A 19,823-nucleotide genomic window follows, 5' to 3' on the forward strand; every position below is an offset into this window, starting at 1 on the left:
TACGCGTGCTACTTCGATCGGGCGCGTGTGCCGATTGCGAAGCTTGAGAGATGTTTGCGCGCTCATGTATGCCGAGGATTAACTTGAAGCAAAAAAGAAAGACCCGCAAGTATGCCTTGATAGCTAAGTTCTCACACGAAGCGGCACGCTTGATGACACCCACGCCAGAGTGGCAGCACAGTATGTTCCGCGTTGCGGCGACAAAAGGACGGGAAAATGAGCCCGTTGGCTTCTTGGCCGGGAGCGCTCACCCAGACAATATGGACACAACCGGTCGTTTGGGTCGTCATCGTTCATAACGATCATGGGCAGTTTGACAGCCTTCACCTCATTGAGAAGGGCATCCCGGTCAGAAGAACCGTCTAAGCACTTCCTGCCCTCAGCGTATTAAGTAACGAACAAATCATCGTTAAAGTCGAAGAAATACCTTCATCACCAAGTCCGGCACCCATAGTCGGTGATAGGTGTACTAGGATGTTTTAAACGTTTAATTTGATAAAGTAAATCCGGTAAAGACGCGGCTTTCAATCCCGATATTTCGTAGAGGCTGGATTTTTAGAGCTTCAGAAAATTAACATTTTTTATCGAATTCTGTATTTGGTTAATGGAAGCTCTATACCCAACGCCTCGAACAGATTTTATACTCACATTTGATTCTTCGGCGCGTAGTCTTTTACGTAAATGAAAAACTAAGGACTCTACCGCATTATAAGGATTTATTGGCGGGCTCTTGTGTGAATATAGAACGTCTACGAAACATGCTTTGCTCACAACGCGAGGTGAGTTGCTGACAAGAGCATGAAGCACAATCATCTGTTTAAAAGGAAGGTTGAATTTTGTGAGGTTAATTCCTGTTGTCCCTGTCAATGCGTAGGCTGCGGGGCATACAAGCCTTAAATGCTCGATCTCAACAGAGGTCTTTATTAATTGATGTACATGCTTGGCTAGAGCGCTAGGTTTGAAAGGCTTATACAAGTAATCATCTAAGGTTGTGTTGAAATCTTTATCCGGCTTTCGAATAACCCGAGTTGTTGCAAGTACTATGCACGGGATATTAGAGTTTCCAGTAGCGCTCCGAGCGGAAAGTGGAGATGCAGCCTCATAATCAGCCATATCGTTATCGACAATTATTCCTGCGAAGGTGCAGGTATGCATGATTGCGATAGCCTCTCTACAGCTACCTGCTTCAACCACCGTGTATCCGGATGACTCCAGATGCTTGCGAGCCTGGGCGCGGAGGACGGGATGTTCGTGTATTACAAGCAGCTTTGGAGGCACCGATTTATCAAAACGTATCATTTTCTGGCAGCTCATAGATCGTGTTGGGGGAGTCACCGAGCGGTCGCTGTTTCAAAATCACGGCGATCCTGATCCCTCCGCAACGAATCTAGGGGGCTGAGGGGTTGAATTGAAACGATTAGCGCAGTAGCATGGATTTATACATTGTAAGTGCATGATTATGAATAAATAAATTGCAAAACGTGAATTTTGAAACGGTTTTCTGCGGGTTATTGAAAGACGCGGTTAACTGAGTCCTCAGCCCGGAGCCTTCGGCTCCGGGTCGCTCCTACCGGCTGGCGTACTCACGCCCTTCTTTCAGCCGGATGTAGTCCCCGCTGCAAACCGCTACAATGCGCCGCCTTTTCCCTACCCTTCGCGAGGCCTTGCGCATGAAATTTCGTTTTCTTCTGTGGATGCTGGGCCGCCTGATGGCCAAGGCCAGCCGTGAAAACCCGGCATTCCAGCAGCAGTTGGTCGATCGCAATATGGTGTTCCAACTGCACACCTTGGATGGCAAAGTTGCCCGTCACTTCATCGTCAAAGATCAACGCATTACTAGCAAGCGCGGCGCGGCCACTGAGCCGGCTTTCGCCCTGGGCTTCAAGGATGCTGCCTATGGTTTCGCTACCATGAGCGCGAAGAACAAGCAGCTGGCGTTTATGCAGGGCATCCAGAACAAGGACATCCAAATCCAGGGCAACCCTGCGCTGGTCATCTGGTTCCAGGGCCTGACCAAATACCTGATGCCGAAAAAGAAAGACGCCGCCAAAAAAGCTGCCTGATCCGCAGCTGTGCGCGCCAGGGCTGGCCTGCGCGCACCGCATTCGCTAGGCTGGGCATAGCCCTAGTGAGAGTTTGCCCATGCGTTTGTTGCTGATTGCCCTGCTGTTTTCCACCACCCTTGTCCATGCCGCGCCCCCCAAAGCCGAGGCCTTTGCGCCGTTATTCGAGCTGGCAGGCATTCGTTTGCTCTGCGAGCAGAGCGCGCCGCTGGTGCAACGCGGGCTGAGCGATAAACAGCAAGCGCAGCTGGCCAAGGTGTTTGCCGCCGATGGCCTGTGCCTGGACTTGGCCAAGAAGCTGACCGGTAAACTCGATCAAGCCCAGTTGGTACAGGCCAAGAGCCTGCTGGAAAGCCCGCTGGCGCAGGGCTTTACTGCCGCCGAGCGTTCGGTTGGTGAAGGGGGTGCTGAGGGGCTGACAGCCTATCGCACGCAATTGGTTGATCGCCCGCCGCGTGAGGAGCGTCTTGCTTTGATCCGTCGTCTGGATGCTGCCGCACACACCACGACCCTGGCCACCTTGTTGCGCTATGAAGTCGGCAAAACCCAGGCGTTTCTGGCGTTGCAGGGACGTGGCGAAAGCATCGACGAAAAAGCGCTGAGCACTCAAACCAAGGCCCAGGAAGACGCGCTGCGGGCTTCCAGCGCGCAAGCGGTGGAGTCCTTTATGTTGTATGCCTACCGGCAGATGCCCAGTGAAAAGCTGGCTGAATATGCCGCCCTGTATGAGCAGCCAGCCGTAGCGCAGTTGCTCGATAGCAGTGTGCAGGTGCTGCCGGAGTTGTTTGCCGCACGGCGCGCGCAGCTGAAGAAATAGTCAGCCGACAGCCATGAAAAAGGGGCCCGTGGGGCCCCTTTTTCTGTTCAGCCCGCTTTAGTTCGCAGGGTGAAATTGCGCGGCCAGTTCGCGCAGCGCGACTTCGGCGGCCAGCACTTTGCTCACGGCGTCTTCGGCTTTTTCCCGGCTAATGCCTAGGTTGTCGAACAGGCTTTGTGGAATTTCGCTCTGCGGGCCGGCACCGATACCCCGATTACGCAGCAGGCTGACCGACAGGCACACTAAGTTCGGGTAGGTGGCGTGGGGGCCGGTATATTCCGGGTCATGCTGGAAGCGCAGGGCGCTGGCCAGTTCTTCCGGCATATCCCAGTAACGCATCAGCCAGGCGCCGATCTGTTCGCGGCTGATACCGAGCAGATGTTGCTCTATATAGCTGTGCGACAGGTGCGGGTTGACCTCCAGGTGCCGGCAGATCAGCGAGAAGTGCGGCGGAAACACATGTGCCAGCACCAGATACCCGAAGTTATGCAGCAGGCCGGCGAGGTAGGTCAGGCCGGCTTCCGGGCGCTGCGCGCGCGGGATGGCGCGGGTCAGCCCTTCGATTACGGCTGCGTTGTAGATCGCCTGTTGCCAGTAAGGCGTCGCGTGCTGCGGTTGATCTTTGGGCAGGCTCAGGGTTTTGCCCAGCGCCAGGCCAAGGGCCAGGTTGATCACCAGATCAAAGCCCAGCACGCGGACAATGGCATCTTCCACCGAGCGGATCTTACCGGGGGCGGCGTAATAAGGTGAGGCGGCCCAGCTGACCACCTGGGCGGCCAGGGCTGGATCGGTTTCGACCACGCCGGTGATGTCATCGACCGTGGCTTCCGGGTCGACGCGCAATTTGATGATTTTTTGCGCAGTTTCCGGCAGGGGGGGGATTTCGATGGTTTCTTCCAGGCGCTGCTGAATGCGCCGGGCTGTAAAGGCTTGCACCGCCAGGGTGATTTCCGCGCGGTCGTCGTCTGGGCGGTCGAGGTTCAGGCGGATATTGCTCAGCGGCTCACCAAAGCGCGCGGCGCTGGCTTTGCTCAGCAGGCTTTTGAACGCATCAATGGCCAGTTCCAGCAGCACACCAGGCTGGCCCGACTCGATGTACAGGCTTGGCACGTCCAGCAGGCGTTCGTCATACAGGCACGGCGAGCTGGTCAAAGGCGGTAGGCCGGGTAGCACTTTCAGGTTGTGCTTGCCGAGCATCCGCTCCAGGCGCTCCGGCTTGACGGCCGTTAGCTGGCGGCCGGTCAGTTCAGTCAGGCGGTTGAGGTCGAGTAGCTGACTCTGTGGATAGAGCACCAGCAGGGCGCCCACTGCGTCATCCAGCAACACCGCCTGAAGCCGCTGTGCGACCGCCAGACCCGGTAGATCACGGCAGACTTGATAGGGCAGGCCGAGCTTTTCCAGCAACTGCAGAATCACCGCTGGCGGGCGCGGAGCGGTCTCGGGAGCAAGGGCAAGTTCGGTCATGACGGTATCCAGCAGAAGTAGCAATACCCCGAGTATAAACAGCGGGATCAGGAAAATGCGGCGCAGACGACGGTTGTGCTGTTTGGGGCTGTCGGCGTTTCGTTAGCGGCCGCGCTGGGATCTGTTTTAGCACGAGGCAAGGCACGAGACACGAAGTTTGGTGTGCCAAATGAGTGTCGAGAAACCCAGTATCGCGCTAAAACAGGCCTGCCCTTCGGGTTGCGCGAAAAATCTCGCCATGCGCTGTTGGATGACTTGGTAAGGCAACACTATTACCTGCGTCCTCCGTTTAGTCTTGCGAGATTTTGCGCAGCAACGCAGCCTGCGAACGAAACGCCAGCAGACTCTCGCTCACACTTGTCCGTATTGTTGGCCATGCCGTAGCCAGCGTTCAAGTAGCGGGCTGACATGCTGCGGCCATTGTTCCAGCAGGGTTTGCGCGGCATCGCGCACTGCTGGAAGCAAGTCGGCATCACGCATCAGGTCGGCGACTTTGAACTGCAGCAAGCCGGTCTGGCGAGTACCGAGCATTTCACCGGGCCCGCGCAATTCCAGATCCTTTTCGGCAATCACGAAGCCATCGCAGGTCTCGCGCATGATGGCCAGACGTTCGCGGCCCAGCTGTGACAATGGCGGGTGATAGAGCAGCAGGCAATGGCTGGCAGCGCTGCCGCGACCGACGCGGCCACGCAGCTGGTGCAGCTGGGCCAGGCCCAGGCGTTCCGGATTTTCGATGATCATCAGGCTGGCATTGGGTACGTCGACGCCGACCTCGATCACGGTAGTGGCGACCAACAGCTGCAGCCGACCCTGCTTGAACTGGTCCATCACCGCGGCTTTTTCTGCCGGTTTCATGCGCCCGTGAATCAAGCCCACATTCAGACCGCCGAGCGCCGCCGATAAATCCTCGAAGGTGGTTTCCGCTGCCTGGCAGGTCAGCTCTTCGGATTCCTCGATCAGCGTGCAGACCCAGTACGCCTGGCGCCCTTCGTTGCAGGCCAGACGTACACGCTCGACCACTTCCAGGCGGCGACTGTCGGCGATGACTAGGGTGTTCACGGGTGTTCGGCCAGGCGGCAGTTCATCAAGGATCGACGTGTCGAGGTCAGCGTAAGCGCTCATCGCCAGGGTTCGTGGGATCGGCGTGGCGGTCATGATCAGTTGGTGCGGGCACATACGCCCGCCGATGCCTTTCTGTCGCAGGGCCAGGCGCTGTTGCACGCCAAAGCGGTGCTGTTCATCGATGATCACCAGCGCCAGATTGGCAAAGCGCACTTCCTCCTGAAACAGCGCGTGGGTGCCCACCACCATTGGGGCGCCGCCAGCAATCTGTTCCAGGGCGCTGGCGCGGGCCTTGCCCTTGAGTTTGCCGGCCAGCCAGGCGACTTCGATCCCCAGCGGCGCGAGCCATTTGCTGAAGTTGATAAAGTGCTGCTCGGCAAGAATCTCGGTGGGGGCCATCAGCGCCACCTGATAGCCGGCCTCCAGTGCCTGCAGTGCGGCAAAAGCGGCGACCACGGTCTTGCCGGCGCCGACATCGCCCTGCACCAAGCGCAGCATCGGCTCGCTCTGGCTGAGGTCGTAGGCGATTTCCGCGCCGACCCGCTGTTGCGCGCCAGTGGGGGTAAAACCCAGGTTGGCCAGGTATTGCTGCGGCAGGCGTTTCGCCAGGGGCAGCGCCGGGGCCTGCTGTGCGCGGACGCTTTCGCGTAGGCGTTGCAGCGACAGTTGGTGAGTCAGCAATTCCTCGAAGGCCAGGCGGTGCTGGGCCCAATGGCGGCCTTCGGCGAGTTCTTCCAGGTCGGCATCCGGTGGAGGTCGATGCAAATAGCGAATGGCCCGATCGAGTGGGCTGAGCTGGTAATCGTCGGCCAGCTCGGGCGGCAGCCAATCCGGCAGGCTGTGCGGGCCGAGGCGCGCCAGGGCTTGTTCACTGAGCTGACGCAGTCGCTGCTGGGTGAGGCCTTCGGTGGTCGGGTAGATCGGCGTCAGGGTCTGTTCCACGGCAATCGGCTCGCTGCCAGACAGCGCACGGTATTCCGGGTGATAAATTTCCAGACCCGAAGAACCAGGTCGCACTTCACCGTAGCAGCGCACCTGTGTGCCGCGTTTGAGGCCTTCCTTTTGCGCCTGACTGAAGTGGTAGAAGCGCAAAGACAGGGTGCCGCTGCCGTCCTGCAAGCGCACGAGCAGGCTGCGCCGCCGCCCCATGACCACATCGGCGCCGGCAACAATGCCTTCAACGACGGCATCCTGACCGGGACGTAGCGCGCCAATTGGCACGATGCGGGTGCGGTCCTGATAGCGCAACGGCAGGTGGAACAGTACGTCCTGCAGGGTTTCCAGGCCAACCTTGGCGAGCTTTTCAGCCAGGGCAGCGCCCACGCCTTTCAGCGCGGTAACAGAAACCGCGGCCAATTCGGTCATGGCTTGTGTTAACTGCTCTTGGGCAGTGGTTTGGCCACCGAGCACAGACGGATCGAGTCGGTCAGGACTTCGATGGCATTCGGCCGTGGGAAACTGGCGCGCCAGGCAATGGCTACGGTGCGGAACGGTGTGGGCGGGCTGAGCGGGCGCACTTCGATTACACCAGGGGCGTAATGATGGCTGTCGACGGCGGAGAACGGCAGGATCGACACGCCAAGGCCTGAGGCGACCATGTGGCGGATGGTTTCCAGCGAGCTGGATTCCACGGTGGTGTGCTTGGCACTGTCTTCGCCGCCCTTGCGCAGGGTTGGGCAGGCTTCCAGCACCTGATCGCGGAAGCAGTGGCCTTCACCAAGCAACAGCAGGCTCTTGTCATTCAGCAGTTTGCTGTCGATGGTCTTCAGTTCCGCCCACGGATGGCCGGCTGGCAGCAGGGCATAGAAGGGTTCGTCGTACAGCGGCTTGGTCAGCACATCGGCTTCGTGGAACGGCAAGGCGATGATGATCGCGTCCAGCTCACCGTTGCGCAGCTTGTCACGCAACACGTGGGTGAAGTTTTCTTCGATATACAGCGGCATCTGCGGCGCGACGCGGTGTAGCTGCGGAATCAGATGGGGAAACAGGTAAGGGCCGACGGTGTAAATAGCGCCGATTTTCAGGGGGGCGGCCATCTGGTTCTTGCCGGCCTGGGCCAGTTCGCGAATACCCTGGGCCTGCTCCAGCACCTTCTGCGCCTGGGTCACGATCCCTTCACCCACAGGCGTAAGGCGCACTGCGCTTTTGCTGCGTTCGAAGATCAGCACGCCGAGCTCATCTTCGAGTTTTTTCACCCCCACCGACAGCGTTGGCTGGCTGACGTGACAACGTTCGGCTGCACGGCCGAAATGTTGTTCCTGAGCGAGGGTGACTATGTAGCGCAGTTCGGTGAGGGTCATAGTCTTTATCCATTGAGATGCAGCCAAGCATAGCGGCTGTATTCAATCGAACCAACTGCTGATGCGGTTCAACGCCCGTGGTTGATGCGTTGAGAGGGTTTTGGCGATTGGCTACGTATTTTTGTCGCTTTGTGAACAGAAAATAATTAGTTACTAAAGCGTTGTGCGCATAGAATTGCGGCCATACTTTGCAAATGACCCGGTTTTGGGTCGCGTTCGCCATAATAAAATTTTACAAGCCGTTCCTTTTACCTAGGGAGTACCGGCATGCCTGATGCGGTAACGACTATGTCCCATAACTGGGCTTTTGCTGTGTTCCTGCTCGGAGTCTTCGGGCTGATTGGCTTTATGCTTGGTTTGTCTAGCCTGCTGGGTAGCAAAGCTTGGGGCCGCAGCAAAAACGAACCCTTTGAGTCCGGCATGTTGCCCGTCGGCAGTGCGCGCCTGCGCCTGTCAGCTAAATTCTATTTGGTCGCGATGCTCTTCGTGATCTTCGACGTCGAAGCCCTCTTTCTCTTCGCTTGGGCCGTTTCAGTACGCGAAAGCGGCTGGGCTGGGCTAATCGAAGCTACAGTCTTTATAGCAATTCTGTTGGCAGGTCTTGTCTACCTTTGGCGGATCGGGGCGCTCGATTGGGCACCTCAGGGTCGTCGTGAGCGGCAGGCGAAGCTAAAACAATGAGGCTTTGGCAATGCACTACAAACTTACTCGGATCGATCCGGATGCGCCCAATGAGCGCTATCCGGTCGGCGAGCGGGAGACTGTTTCCGACCCGCTGCTAGATGATCAAGTCCACAAGAACATCTACATGGGCAAGCTCTCAGATGTTCTCAATGGCGCAGTGAACTGGGGGCGCAAGAACTCCCTGTGGCCCTACAACTTCGGCCTGTCCTGCTGCTATGTGGAAATGACCACCGCCTTCACTGCGCCGCACGACGTTGCGCGGTTTGGTGCGGAAGTGATCCGGGCCTCCCCGCGCCAGGCGGACTTCATGGTCATCGCCGGCACCTGCTTTATCAAGATGGCTCCGGTCATCCAGCGACTGTACGAGCAGATGCTGGAACCCAAGTGGGTGATCTCGATGGGCTCCTGCGCCAACTCTGGCGGCATGTACGACATCTACTCCGTGGTCCAGGGAGTCGACAAGTTCCTGCCGGTCGACGTCTATATTCCCGGTTGCCCGCCCCGTCCCGAGGCATTTCTGCAAGGCTTGATGCTGCTGCAGGAATCCATTGGTCAGGAGCGCCGGCCGTTGTCCTGGGTGGTCGGTGATCAGGGTGTTTACCGTGCCGAAATGCCTTCGCAGAAAGAGCAGCGTCGCGAGCAGCGGATCGCCGTGACCAATCTGCGTAGCCCCGACGAAGTGTGAGCCTGGGCTCTATTGAGCCCGCCTACTGACGCCGTTGACCGATAGCGACCGAGACCATGACTGCAGACAGCATTCTGTCCATACCGCCGTACAAGGCTGACGACCAAGATGTGGTCGTCGAACTGAATTCCCGTTTTGGCGCTGACGCCTTCACCGCACAGAGCACCCGTACCGGTATGCCGGTGTTGTGGGTGGCCCGCGAGCGCCTGGTCGAGATCCTGACCTTCCTGCGCAACCTGCCGCGCCCCTACGTCATGCTGTATGACCTGCATGGCGTCGACGAACGCCTGCGCACCCAGCGTCGTGGTCTTCCGGGTGCCGATTTCACCGTGTTCTATCACCTGATGTCGCTGGAACGAAACAGCGACATCATGCTCAAGGTCGCCTTGAGCGAGCGCGACCTCAATGTGCCCAGCGTCACCAGCATCTGGCCCAACGCCAACTGGTATGAGCGCGAAGTCTGGGACCTCTACGGCATTAATTTCAGCGGCCACCCGCACCTGACGCGGATCATGATGCCGCCGACCTGGGAAGGTCACCCGCTGCGCAAGGATTACCCGGCGCGCGCTACCGAGTTTGACCCGTTCAGCCTGACCCTGGCCAAGCAGCAGCTGGAAGAAGAAGCCGCGCGCTTCAAACCGGAAGACTGGGGCATGAAACGTGGCGGCGAGCACGAGGACTATATGTTCCTTAACCTCGGCCCCAATCACCCGTCGGCCCACGGTGCGTTCCGCATCATCCTGCAGCTCGACGGTGAAGAAATCGTCGATTGCGTGCCGGAAGTTGGCTATCACCACCGTGGCGCCGAGAAGATGGCTGAACGGCAGAGCTGGCACAGCTTTATTCCCTACACCGACCGCATCGACTACCTCGGCGGGGTGATGAACAACCTGCCGTACGTGTTGGCTGTGGAAAAACTCGCGGGCATCACCGTGCCGCAGCGGGTCGACGTGATTCGCATCATGCTGGCCGAGTTTTTCCGCATCACCAGCCACCTGCTGTTCCTCGGCACCTATATTCAGGATGTCGGCGCGATGACCCCGGTGTTCTTCACCTTCACCGACCGCCAGCGCGCCTACAAGGTGATCGAAGCCATCACCGGCTTCCGCCTGCATCCGGCCTGGTACCGCATCGGTGGTGTCGCTCACGACCTGCCGCGTGGTTGGGATCGTCTGGTCAAAGAATTCGTCGACTGGCTGCCCAAGCGCCTCGACGAGTACGAAAAGGCCGCGTTGCAAAACAGCATCCTCAAGGCGCGGACCATCGGTGTGGCGCAATACAACACCAAGGAAGCGCTGGAGTGGGGTACCACCGGTGCTGGCTTGCGTGCTACGGGTTGCGACTTCGACCTGCGCAAGGCGCGGCCGTATTCCGGTTACGAGAACTTCGAGTTTGAAGTGCCGCTGGCCGCTAATGGCGATGCCTACGACCGTTGTATGGTGCGCGTGGAAGAGATGCGCCAGAGCATCAAGATCATCGACCAGTGCCTGCGCAATATGCCGGAAGGCCCGTACAAGGCCGATCACCCGCTGACCACGCCGCCGCCGAAAGAGCGCACGCTGCAGCACATCGAAACCCTGATTACCCACTTCCTGCAGGTCTCCTGGGGCCCGGTGATGCCGGCCAACGAAAGCTTCCAGATGATCGAGGCGACCAAGGGCATCAACAGCTATTACCTGACCAGCGACGGCAGCACGATGAGCTACCGCACGCGTATTCGCACGCCGAGCTTCCCGCACTTGCAGCAGATCCCTTCAGTGATTCGCGGCAGCATGGTTGCCGACCTGATTGCGTACCTGGGCAGTATCGACTTCGTTATGGCTGACGTGGACCGCTGACATGACCCAGACAACCAACAGCAACACGCTAATCCAGACTGATCGTTTCATCCTCAGCGAAGCCGAACATGCGGCCATCGAGCACGAGATGCACCACTACGAAGACCCGCGCGCGGCGTCGATCGAAGCGCTGAAAATCGTGCAGAAAGCCCGTGGCTGGGTGCCGGATGGCGCCGCCGATGCGATTGGTGAAATCCTCGGTATTCCCGCCAGCGACGTCGAAGGCGTGGCCACCTTCTATAGTCAGATCTTCCGTCAGCCGGTGGGCCGCCACATTATCCGTGTATGCGACAGCATGACCTGCTATGTCGGTGGCCATGAGTCGGTCGTCGCTGAAATGCACAAGCAGCTTGGTATCGGCCTCGGCGAGACCACCAGCGACAGCCGCTTTACCCTACTGCCGGTGTGCTGCCTGGGCAACTGCGACAAGGCCCCGGCGCTGATGATCGACGACGACACCTTTGGCGACGTGCAACCTGACGGCGTCGCCAAACTGCTGGAGGCCTACGTATGAGCATCAAGACGCTGACCTCCATCGGCCCGGCCAACAAGATCGCCCGCAGCGAGGAAAGCCATCCGCTGACCTGGCGCTTGCGTGACGACGCCCAGCCGGTGTGGCTGGAGGAGTACCAGCAGAAGAACGGCTACGTCGCTGCGCGCAAAGCGCTGAGTGAGATGGCTCAGGCTGACATCGTGCAGACGGTGAAGGACTCTGGCCTTAAAGGCCGTGGCGGCGCCGGCTTCCCCACTGGTGTGAAGTGGGGGCTGATGCCCGCCGACGAATCCATGAACATCCGCTACCTGCTGTGCAATGCGGATGAGATGGAGCCGAATACCTGGAAGGACCGCATGTTGATGGAGCAGCTGCCGCACCTGCTGGTGGAAGGCATGCTGATTTCCGCCCGCGCGCTCAAGGCTTATCGCGGTTACATCTTCCTGCGCGGCGAGTACGTCGATGCGGCGACGAATCTGAATCGCGCCATTGAGGAAGCCAAGGCCGCCGGCCTGCTGGGCAATAACATTCTCGGCAGCGGTTTCGATTTCGAACTGTTCGTTCACACCGGTGCCGGGCGTTATATCTGCGGTGAAGAAACCGCACTGATCAACTCCCTCGAAGGCCGCCGCGCCAACCCGCGCGCCAAGCCGCCGTTCCCTGCCGCCGTCGGCGTGTGGGGCAAGCCGACCTGCGTGAACAACGTCGAGACCCTGTGCAACGTGCCGGCCATCGTTGGTAACGGTGTGGATTGGTATAAGAGCCTGGCCCGCCCTGAAAGTGAAGACCACGGCACCAAGCTGATGGGCTTCTCCGGCAAGGTGAAGAACCCTGGCCTGTGGGAGCTACCCTTCGGCGTAAGCGCTCGCGAGCTGTTCGAGGACTACGCCGGCGGCATGCGCGATGGCTACACCCTCAAGTGCTGGCAACCCGGCGGTGCCGGCACCGGCTTCCTGCTGCCCGAGCACCTGGATGCGCTGATGTATGCCGGCGGTATCGGCAAGGTTGGCACGCGCATGGGTACGGGCCTGGCGTTGGCGGTGGACGACAGCATCAGCATGGTTTCGCTGCTGCGCAATATGGAAGAGTTCTTCGCCCGCGAGTCCTGCGGCTGGTGTACGCCGTGCCGCGATGGCCTGCCCTGGAGCGTGAAGATCCTCCGCGCTCTGGAGCGCAAGCAAGGCACGCAGCAGGACATCGACACGCTGCTTGGTCTGGTCAATTTCCTTGGCCCGGGCAAAACCTTCTGTGCTCACGCACCAGGTGCAGTTGAGCCGCTGGGCAGTGCGATCAAGTATTTCCGCTCGGAGTTCGAGGCTGGCGTGGCCAGCTCGGCGGCTCCGGCAACGACGGGGCAGTTCGTCCCCGCGTAAAACAATGGCGCTCTGGCGGCCACTGACCTGGCCCCGCAGCACAACGTGATTCCATTAGCCAAGCTCGCTTCGGTGGGCAAAGAAGAAACCTGAACCATGGCCACTATCCACGTAGACGGCAAAGATTTCGAAGTCGATGGGGCGGACAACCTGCTGCAGGCTTGCCTGTCACTCGGTCTCGATATCCCTTACTTCTGCTGGCACCCGGCGCTCGGTAGCGTCGGCGCCTGCCGCCAGTGCGCGGTCAAGCAGTACACCGATGAAAACGATACGCGCGGGCGCATCGTCATGTCGTGCATGACGCCGGCCACCGACAACACCTGGATCAGCATCGACGATGAAGAATCCAAGGCGTTCCGCGCCAGCGTCGTCGAGTGGCTGATGACCAACCACCCGCACGACTGTCCGGTGTGCGAGGAGGGCGGCCATTGCCACCTGCAGGACATGACGGTTATGACTGGCCACAACCAGCGCCGTTATCGCTTTACCAAACGCACCCACCAGAACCAGCAGCTCGGCCCGTTCATCTCTCATGAGATGAACCGCTGCATCGCCTGCTACCGCTGCGTGCGTTACTACAAGGATTACGCCGGCGGTACTGACCTGGGTGTGTATGGCGCGCACGACAACGTGTACTTCGGCCGCGTCGAAGACGGCGTGCTGGAAAGCGAGTTTTCCGGCAACCTGGTCGAGGTTTGCCCGACCGGTGTGTTCACCGACAAGACCCACTCCGAGCGCTACAACCGCAAGTGGGACATGCAGTTCGCCCCGAGCATCTGTCATGGCTGCGCCAGCGGCTGCAACACCAGCCCGGGTGAGCGTTACGGTGAACTGCGGCGCATCGAAAACCGCTTCAACGGCGATGTGAACCAGTATTTCCTCTGCGACCGTGGCCGTTTTGGCTACGGCTACGTCAATCGTACTGATCGCCCGCGTCAGCCGCTGCTGGTGAATAAAGACGGTGGCGAAAAGCTCGGCATCGACGCTGCGCTGGACAAGGCCGCCGAGCTGCTCAAGGGCAAGCGGGTGATCGGCATCGGTTCGCCGCGCGCCAGCCTGGAAAGCAACTTCGCCCTGCGTGAGCTGGTCGGCGAGGCTAACTACTACTCCGGTATCGCCGCTGGCGAGCTGGAAAATATCCGTCTGATCCGCGACATCCTGCAGAACGGTCCGCTGCCGGTGCCGACCCTGCGTGAAGTCGAACTGCACGACGCGGTGTTTATCCTCGGCGAAGACCTGACCCAGACCGCTGCTCGTCTGGCCTTGGCCCTGCGTCAGGCGGTCAAGGGCAAAGCCACTGAAATCGCCGCGTCGATGAAGATTCAGGACTGGCACATGGCTGCCGTGCAGAACGTCGCTCAGGACGCGCTGCATCCGTTGTTTATCGCCAGCGTCACCGCCACGCGCCTGGATGACATCGCCGAAGCCTGCGTGCATGCGGCACCGGCCGACTTGGCGCGTATCGGTTTCGCCGTTGCCCATGCCATCGACCCAAGCGCCCCGGCGGTTAACGGCCTGGATGCGGATGTCGGTGAGCTGGTGCAGCTGATTGCCGAGGCGCTGCTTGAAGCCAAGCGTCCGCTGATCGTCTCTGGTGCCTCCTTGGGTGAGAAGAGCCTGATCGAAGCAGCAGCGAATATCGCCAGCGCGCTGAAGAATCGCGAAAAGAACGCCTCCATCAGCCTGGTAGTGCCGGAAGCCAACAGCATGGGCTTGGTCCTGCTGGGTGGCGAGTCCGTCGATGCGGCGCTGCAGGCGCTGACGTCCGGCCAGGCCGATGCCGTGATCGTGCTGGAAAACGATCTGTACCGTCGCGCCGATGCTACCCAGGTTGATGCCGCGCTGGCGGCCGCCAAGCTGGTAATCGTCGCCGACCATCAGCACACCGCCACAAGCGAAAAAGCCCATCTGCTGCTGCCGGTAGCCAGCTTCGCCGAAGGCGATGGCACCCTGGTCAGTTTCGAAGGCCGTGCTCAGCGCTTCTTCCAGGTGTTCGAACCGAGCTACTACGACGCCAACATCCTGATTCGTGAAGGCTGGCGCTGGCTGCATGCTCTGCACAGCACCCTGCAGGGCAAGCCGCTCGACTGGACCCAGCTGGATGCGGTGACCGCTGCCGTTGCTGCCAGCAACAGCTTGCTGGCACGCATCGGCGAAGCCGCGCCCAACGCCACCTTCCGCATCAAGGGCCTCAAGCTGGCCCGTGAGCCGCACCGTTACAGCGGTCGCACCGCCATGCGCGCCAATATCAGCGTGCACGAGCCGCGTCAGCCGCAGGACCAGGATTCGGCGTTTGCCTTCTCCATGGAAGGCTATTCCGGCAGCAAGGAAGACCGTCAGCAGATTCCATTCGCCTGGTCGCCGGGCTGGAACTCGCCGCAGGCCTGGAACAAGTTCCAGGACGAAGTCGGCGGCCATCTGCGCGCTGGTGACCCCGGTGTGCGTCTGCTGGAAGCCAAAGGCACGGTGCTGCCGTGGTTCAGTGTACCGGCCGCCTTTAACCCGGCTCCGGGCACCTTGCAGGCCGTGGCGCTGCATCACCTGTTCGGCAGTGAAGAAACCTCGGCCGGCGCCGCGCCGCTGCAAGAGCGCATTCCCGCATCTTACGCGCTGCTGGCCAAGGCCGAAGCGGATCGTCTGGGGGTGAGTGATGGCGCGCTGCTGAGCCTGACAGTCGCTGGGCAGACCCTGCGTCTGCCGCTGCAGATCACCGAAGAGCTGGCCATCGGCGTGGTCGGTTTGCCCGTCGGTTTGGCGGGCATGCCGGCGCTGATCGCAGGTAGCGTGGTCACCCGCATTGAGGAGGCCGCGCAATGAGTTGGCTGACCCCCGAAGTGCTGGACGTGCTGATCGCCGTACTCAAGGCCATTGTGATTCTGCTGGTGGTGGTGGTCTGCGGCGCGCTGCTGAGCTTTGTCGAACGGCGCCTGCTGGGCTGGTGGCAGGACCGCTACGGCCCCAACCGGGTTGGACCGTTCGGCATGTTTCAGATCGCCGCGGACATGATCAAGATGTTCTTCAAGGAGGACTGGACGCCGCCGTTCGCCGACAAGTTCATCTTTATCCTGGCGCCGATGATCGCCTTCGCGGCCATGTTGATGGCCTTTGCGATCATCCCGGTCACCCCGAACTGGGGCGTCGCGGACCTGAACATCGGCATTTTGTTCTTCTTCGCCATGGCTGGGCTGTCGGTGTATGCCGTGTTGTTCGCCGGCTGGGCAAGTAATAACAAGTTTGCCCTGCTCGGTGCGCTACGCGCCTCGGCGCAGACGGTGTCCTACGAGGTGTTCCTGGCGCTGGCGCTGATGGGCATCGTCGCTCAGGTTGGCTCGTTCAACATGCGCGATATCGTCGATTACCAGGCGGAAAACCTCTGGTTCATCATTCCGCAGTTCTTCGGCTTCTGTACCTTCTTTATCGCCGGCGTGGCGGTGACACACCGTCACCCCTTCGACCAGCCGGAAGCTGAGCAGGAGCTGGCCGACGGTTACCACATCGAATATGCCGGGATGAAATGGGGCATGTTCTTCGTCGGCGAATACATCGGCATCATCACCATCTCGGCGCTGCTGGTAACGCTGTTCTTTGGTGGTTGGCACGGGCCGTTTGGCATCCTGCCGCAGATTCCGTTTTTTTGGTTCGCCCTGAAAACCTGCTTCTTCATCATGATCTTCATCCTGCTGCGCGCCTCGATTCCGCGGCCACGGTATGACCAGGTCATGGCCTTCAGCTGGAAGTTCTGCCTGCCGCTGACCCTGATCAACCTGCTGGTGACCGGCGCATTCGTGCTGGCCGCGGCCCAGTAAGGAGAACCACAGAATGTTCAAATATATACGGGATGTGGTGCACGGCACCTACACCCAACTGCGCAGCATGGTCATGGTCTTCAGCCATGGCTTTCGCAAGCGCGACACCCTGCAATACCCGGAAGAGGCGGTGTACCTGCCGCCGCGTTATCGCGGGCGCATCGTCCTGACCCGCGACCCCGACGGCGAAGAGCGCTGTGTGGCCTGCAACCTGTGTGCGGTGGCCTGCCCGGTGGGCTGTATCTCGCTGCAGAAGGCGGAAACCCCAGATGGCCGCTGGTACCCGGATTTTTTCCGCATCAACTTCTCGCGCTGCATCTTCTGCGGCCTGTGCGAAGAAGCCTGCCCGACCACGGCGATTCAGCTCACTCCTGATTTCGAGATGGGCGAGTTCAAACGTCAGGACCTGGTGTACGAGAAGGAAGACCTGCTGATCAGCGGCCCGGGCAAGAATCCGGACTACAACTTCTACCGCGTCGCCGGTATGGCCATTGCCGGCAAGCCGAAAGGCGCCGCGCAAAACGAAGCCGAACCGATCAACGTCAAAGGCCTACTGCCCTAAGGAGGGGACATGGAATTCGCTTTCTACCTCGCCGCCGGCGTTGCCGTGGCGGCCACATTCAGGGTGATCACCGCGAGCAATCCGGTGCATGCCCTGCTGTACCTGATTCTCTCGCTGCTGGCCGTGGCGATGACCTTCTTCGCCCTCGGCGCCCCGTTTGCCGGCGCGCTGGAAATCATCGTCTACGCCGGTGCGATCATGGTGCTGTTCGTCTTCGTGGTGATGATGCTCAACCTCGGCCCGGCGGCGGTCGAGCACGAGCGCCAGTGGCTGACGCCGGGTATCTGGACCGGCCCGTCGATTCTCTCAGCGTTGTTGCTGGGGCAATTGCTCTACGTGCTGTTCCAGTCGCCCAGTGGTGCGGCCCTCGGTTTGCAGACCATTGATGCTAAAGCGGTCGGTATCGCCCTGTACGGGCCCTACCTGCTTGCGGTGGAGTTGGCTTCGATGCTGCTGCTCGCTGCGCTGGTCGCGGCCTATCACCTCGGCCGTCACGATGCCAAGGAGCCAACGGCATGAATGCGATTCCCCTAGAGCACGGCCTGGCGCTGGCCGGCGTGCTGTTCAGCCTCGGCCTGATAGGCCTGATGGTGCGGCGAAATATCCTGTTTGTGCTGATGAGCCTGGAAGTGATGATGAATGCTACCGCCCTGGCCTTTGTGGTGGCGGGCAGCCGTTGGGCCCAGCCTGACGGCCAGGTGATGTTTATCCTGGTGATCACCCTGGCGGCCGCCGAAGCCAGTATCGGCCTGGCGATCCTGTTGCAGCTGTATCGCCGCTTCAACACCCTCGATGTCGACGCTGCCAGCGAGATGCGCGGATGAACCTTCTATTTCTGACCTGTGTATTTCCGCTGCTGGGCTGGTTTCTTCTGGCCTTCTCGCGCGGGCGTTTCTCCGAGAACCTCTCCGCGCTGATCGGCGTCGGTTCGGTGGGCCTGTCCGCGCTGACGGCGGCCTGGGTGATCGTGCAGTTCAACCTTAATCCGCCGGAAAACGGCGTGTTTACCCAGGTGCTGTGGCAGTGGATGAGCGTGGCCGGTTTTGCGCCGAGCTTCACCCTGTATCTCGATGGCCTGTCGCTGACCATGCTCGGCGTGGTCACGGGGGTGGGCTTTTTGATCCATCTGTTCGCCAGCTGGTACATGCGCGGTGAGGAGGGCTACTCGCGCTTCTTCGCCTACACCAACCTGTTTATCTTCAGCATGCTGCTGCTGGTGCTCGGCGATAACTTGCTGGTGCTGTACTTCGGCTGGGAAGGCGTGGGGCTGTGCTCCTACCTGCTGATCGGCTTCTACTTCAAGCACACCGCCAACGGCAACGCGGCGCTGAAAGCCTTTATCGTCACCCGTATCGGCGACGTGTTTATGGCCATCGGCCTGTTTATCCTGTTCCTCCACCTGGGCACCCTGAATATTCAGGAGCTGATGGTGCTGGCGCCGCAGAAGTACGTGGAAGGCGACAGCTGGCTGTGGATCGCCACGCTGATGCTGCTCGGTGGTGCGGTGGGTAAATCTGCGCAGCTGCCGCTGCAAACCTGGCTGGCGGATGCGATGGCCGGCCCGACCCCGGTTTCTGCGTTGATCCACGCCGCGACCATGGTTACCGCCGGCGTGTACCTGATCGCCCGTACCCACGGCCTGTTCCTGCTGACTCCGGAAATTCTTGAGTTGGTTGGCATTGTCGGCGGCGTGACCCTGGTGCTGGCCGGCTTCGCCGCGCTGGTGCAGACCGACATCAAGCGCATCCTCGCCTACTCGACCATGAGCCAGATCGGCTACATGTTCCTCGCTTTGGGCGTTGGCGCCTGGGACGCGGCGATCTTCCACCTGATGACCCACGCCTTCTTCAAGGCCCTGCTATTCCTCGCCTCCGGTGCGGTGATCAACGCCTGCCACCACGAGCAGAACATCTTCAAGATGGGCGGGTTGTGGAAGAAACTGCCGTTGGCCTACGCCAGCTTTATCGTCGGCGGCGCGGCGCTGGCGGCGTTGCCGCTGATCACGGCGGGTTTCTATTCCAAGGATGAAATCCTCTGGGAAGCCTTTGCCAGTGGTCACCAGTGGCTGCTGTACGCAGGCCTGGCAGGCGCCTTCCTGACGTCGATCTACACCTTCCGCCTGATCTTTATCGCCTTCCATGGCGAGCAGAAGACCGAAGCTCATGCCGGCCATGGCGTCGCTCACTGGCTGCCGCTGGTCACCCTGATTGTGCTGTCGACCTTTATTGGCGCGCTGATCAGCCCACCGCTGGCGGGCGTGTTGCCGCAAAGCGTTGGTCATGCCGGTGGCGAGGCTAAGCACAGCCTGGAAATCGCCTCGGGGGCCATTGCCATCATCGGCATCGTTCTGGCCGCGCTGCTGTTCCTCGGCAAGCGTAGCTTCGCCACAGCGGTGGCGCAGAGTGCACCGGGGCGGTTCCTATCGGCCTGGTGGTTCGCCGCCTGGGGCTTCGACTGGCTCTACGACAAGCTGTTTGTGCGACCGTATCTGTTGCTTTGCCGGTTGCTCGGGCACGACCCGATCGACCGCAGTATTGGCCTGATTCCGCGTCTGGCGCGAGGCGGCAACGCCTTGCTGGCCAGCAGCGAGACCGGCCAGGTGCGCTGGTACGCCACATCGATAGCCGGGGGCGCCGTGCTGGTGCTCGCCGTTCTCCTGTTTCTGAATTAAGGAAA

Annotated in this window: 17 protein-coding genes; 13 read left to right on the plus strand and 4 right to left on the minus strand. The window is 60.3% G+C overall.

Features of this window, described 5'->3' with window-relative positions; all coding sequences use genetic code 11:
* Positions 1 to 555 precede the first annotated feature (555 nt).
* Entirely contained in the window at positions 556 to 1,314 is a 759-nt protein-coding gene (locus tag CUR33_RS20595) for a response regulator transcription factor (RefSeq protein WP_090250620.1), read from the minus strand.
* 356 nt (positions 1,315 to 1,670) lie between these two features.
* Here CUR33_RS20595 and CUR33_RS03630 point away from each other — a divergent pair, with 356 nt between their 5' ends.
* Together CUR33_RS03630 and CUR33_RS03635 are read left to right on the plus strand one after the other, a co-directional pair.
* Positions 1,671 to 2,063 carry a helicase gene (locus CUR33_RS03630; RefSeq protein WP_090251339.1) on the plus strand — a complete coding sequence of 131 codons (393 nt, stop codon included), beginning with the start codon at positions 1,671 to 1,673 and terminating at the stop codon, positions 2,061 to 2,063.
* A gap of 79 nt (positions 2,064 to 2,142) precedes the next feature.
* The gene (locus CUR33_RS03635; protein ID WP_289238708.1) at positions 2,143 to 2,880 is read left to right on the plus strand and encodes a hypothetical protein; all 738 of its coding nucleotides are present in this window, start codon (positions 2,143 to 2,145) and stop codon (positions 2,878 to 2,880) included.
* Positions 2,881 to 2,937: 57 nt separating this feature from the next.
* Here CUR33_RS03635 and CUR33_RS03640 read toward each other — a convergent pair whose 3' ends face one another.
* The 3 genes from CUR33_RS03640 to CUR33_RS03650 all read right to left on the minus strand — a co-directional run bounded on the left by CUR33_RS03640 (position 2,938) and on the right by CUR33_RS03650 (position 7,706).
* Entirely contained in the window at positions 2,938 to 4,344 is a 1,407-nt protein-coding gene (locus CUR33_RS03640; RefSeq protein WP_289238709.1) for an aminoacyl-tRNA deacylase and HDOD domain-containing protein, read from the minus strand.
* Positions 4,345 to 4,695: 351 nt separating this feature from the next.
* Positions 4,696 to 6,771 (minus strand): ATP-dependent DNA helicase RecG, encoded by a 2,076-nt coding sequence (gene recG, locus CUR33_RS03645; RefSeq protein ID WP_289238710.1) that lies wholly within the window; start codon positions 6,769 to 6,771, stop codon positions 4,696 to 4,698.
* 8 nt (positions 6,772 to 6,779) lie between these two features.
* The gene (locus tag CUR33_RS03650) at positions 6,780 to 7,706 is read right to left on the minus strand and encodes a hydrogen peroxide-inducible genes activator (RefSeq protein WP_090250610.1); all 927 of its coding nucleotides are present in this window, start codon (positions 7,704 to 7,706) and stop codon (positions 6,780 to 6,782) included.
* Positions 7,707 to 7,973: 267 nt separating this feature from the next.
* On the opposite strand from CUR33_RS03650, the gene CUR33_RS03655 reads away from it, so the two are divergent.
* From CUR33_RS03655 to nuoL, 11 genes are all read left to right on the plus strand, one after another.
* On the plus strand, positions 7,974 to 8,387 hold the full coding sequence (locus tag CUR33_RS03655; RefSeq protein ID WP_090250607.1) for an NADH-quinone oxidoreductase subunit A: 414 nt from the start codon (positions 7,974 to 7,976) through the stop codon (positions 8,385 to 8,387).
* A gap of 10 nt (positions 8,388 to 8,397) precedes the next feature.
* On the plus strand, positions 8,398 to 9,075 hold the full coding sequence (locus CUR33_RS03660) for a NuoB/complex I 20 kDa subunit family protein (RefSeq protein ID WP_090250605.1): 678 nt from the start codon (positions 8,398 to 8,400) through the stop codon (positions 9,073 to 9,075).
* Between the two features lie 56 nt (positions 9,076 to 9,131).
* On the plus strand, positions 9,132 to 10,913 hold the full coding sequence (gene nuoC / locus CUR33_RS03665) for an NADH-quinone oxidoreductase subunit C/D (RefSeq protein ID WP_289238711.1): 1,782 nt from the start codon (positions 9,132 to 9,134) through the stop codon (positions 10,911 to 10,913).
* Position 10,914: 1 nt separating this feature from the next.
* Positions 10,915 to 11,427 (plus strand): NADH-quinone oxidoreductase subunit NuoE, encoded by a 513-nt coding sequence (nuoE, locus tag CUR33_RS03670; RefSeq protein ID WP_289238712.1) that lies wholly within the window; start codon positions 10,915 to 10,917, stop codon positions 11,425 to 11,427.
* A complete protein-coding gene (nuoF, locus tag CUR33_RS03675; RefSeq protein ID WP_289238713.1) occupies positions 11,424 to 12,779 on the plus strand; it encodes an NADH-quinone oxidoreductase subunit NuoF in 1,356 nt (451 codons plus the stop codon). The genes nuoE and nuoF overlap by 4 nt, the downstream gene beginning before the upstream one ends.
* 96 nt (positions 12,780 to 12,875) lie before the next feature.
* The gene (gene nuoG, locus CUR33_RS03680) at positions 12,876 to 15,596 is read left to right on the plus strand and encodes an NADH-quinone oxidoreductase subunit NuoG (protein ID WP_289238714.1); all 2,721 of its coding nucleotides are present in this window, start codon (positions 12,876 to 12,878) and stop codon (positions 15,594 to 15,596) included.
* On the plus strand, positions 15,593 to 16,585 hold the full coding sequence (gene nuoH / locus CUR33_RS03685) for an NADH-quinone oxidoreductase subunit NuoH (protein WP_160086028.1): 993 nt from the start codon (positions 15,593 to 15,595) through the stop codon (positions 16,583 to 16,585). The genes nuoG and nuoH overlap by 4 nt, the downstream gene beginning before the upstream one ends.
* A gap of 13 nt (positions 16,586 to 16,598) precedes the next feature.
* Positions 16,599 to 17,147, plus strand: a complete 549-nt coding sequence (gene nuoI / locus CUR33_RS03690; protein WP_160086025.1) for an NADH-quinone oxidoreductase subunit NuoI — start codon at positions 16,599 to 16,601, stop codon at positions 17,145 to 17,147.
* A 9-nt stretch (positions 17,148 to 17,156) separates the two neighbouring features.
* The gene (nuoJ, locus tag CUR33_RS03695; protein WP_289238715.1) at positions 17,157 to 17,666 is read left to right on the plus strand and encodes an NADH-quinone oxidoreductase subunit J; all 510 of its coding nucleotides are present in this window, start codon (positions 17,157 to 17,159) and stop codon (positions 17,664 to 17,666) included.
* On the plus strand, positions 17,663 to 17,971 hold the full coding sequence (nuoK, locus tag CUR33_RS03700; RefSeq protein WP_090250586.1) for an NADH-quinone oxidoreductase subunit NuoK: 309 nt from the start codon (positions 17,663 to 17,665) through the stop codon (positions 17,969 to 17,971). The genes nuoJ and nuoK overlap by 4 nt, the downstream gene beginning before the upstream one ends.
* Positions 17,968 to 19,818 carry an NADH-quinone oxidoreductase subunit L gene (nuoL, locus tag CUR33_RS03705; protein WP_289238716.1) on the plus strand — a complete coding sequence of 617 codons (1,851 nt, stop codon included), beginning with the start codon at positions 17,968 to 17,970 and terminating at the stop codon, positions 19,816 to 19,818. The genes nuoK and nuoL overlap by 4 nt, the downstream gene beginning before the upstream one ends.
* Positions 19,819 to 19,823: the final 5 nt, after the last annotated feature.

The organism is Pseudomonas sp. FEMGT703P (assembly GCF_002786345.1).
Taxonomy (GTDB): Bacteria; Pseudomonadota; Gammaproteobacteria; order Pseudomonadales; family Pseudomonadaceae; genus Aquipseudomonas; species Aquipseudomonas peli.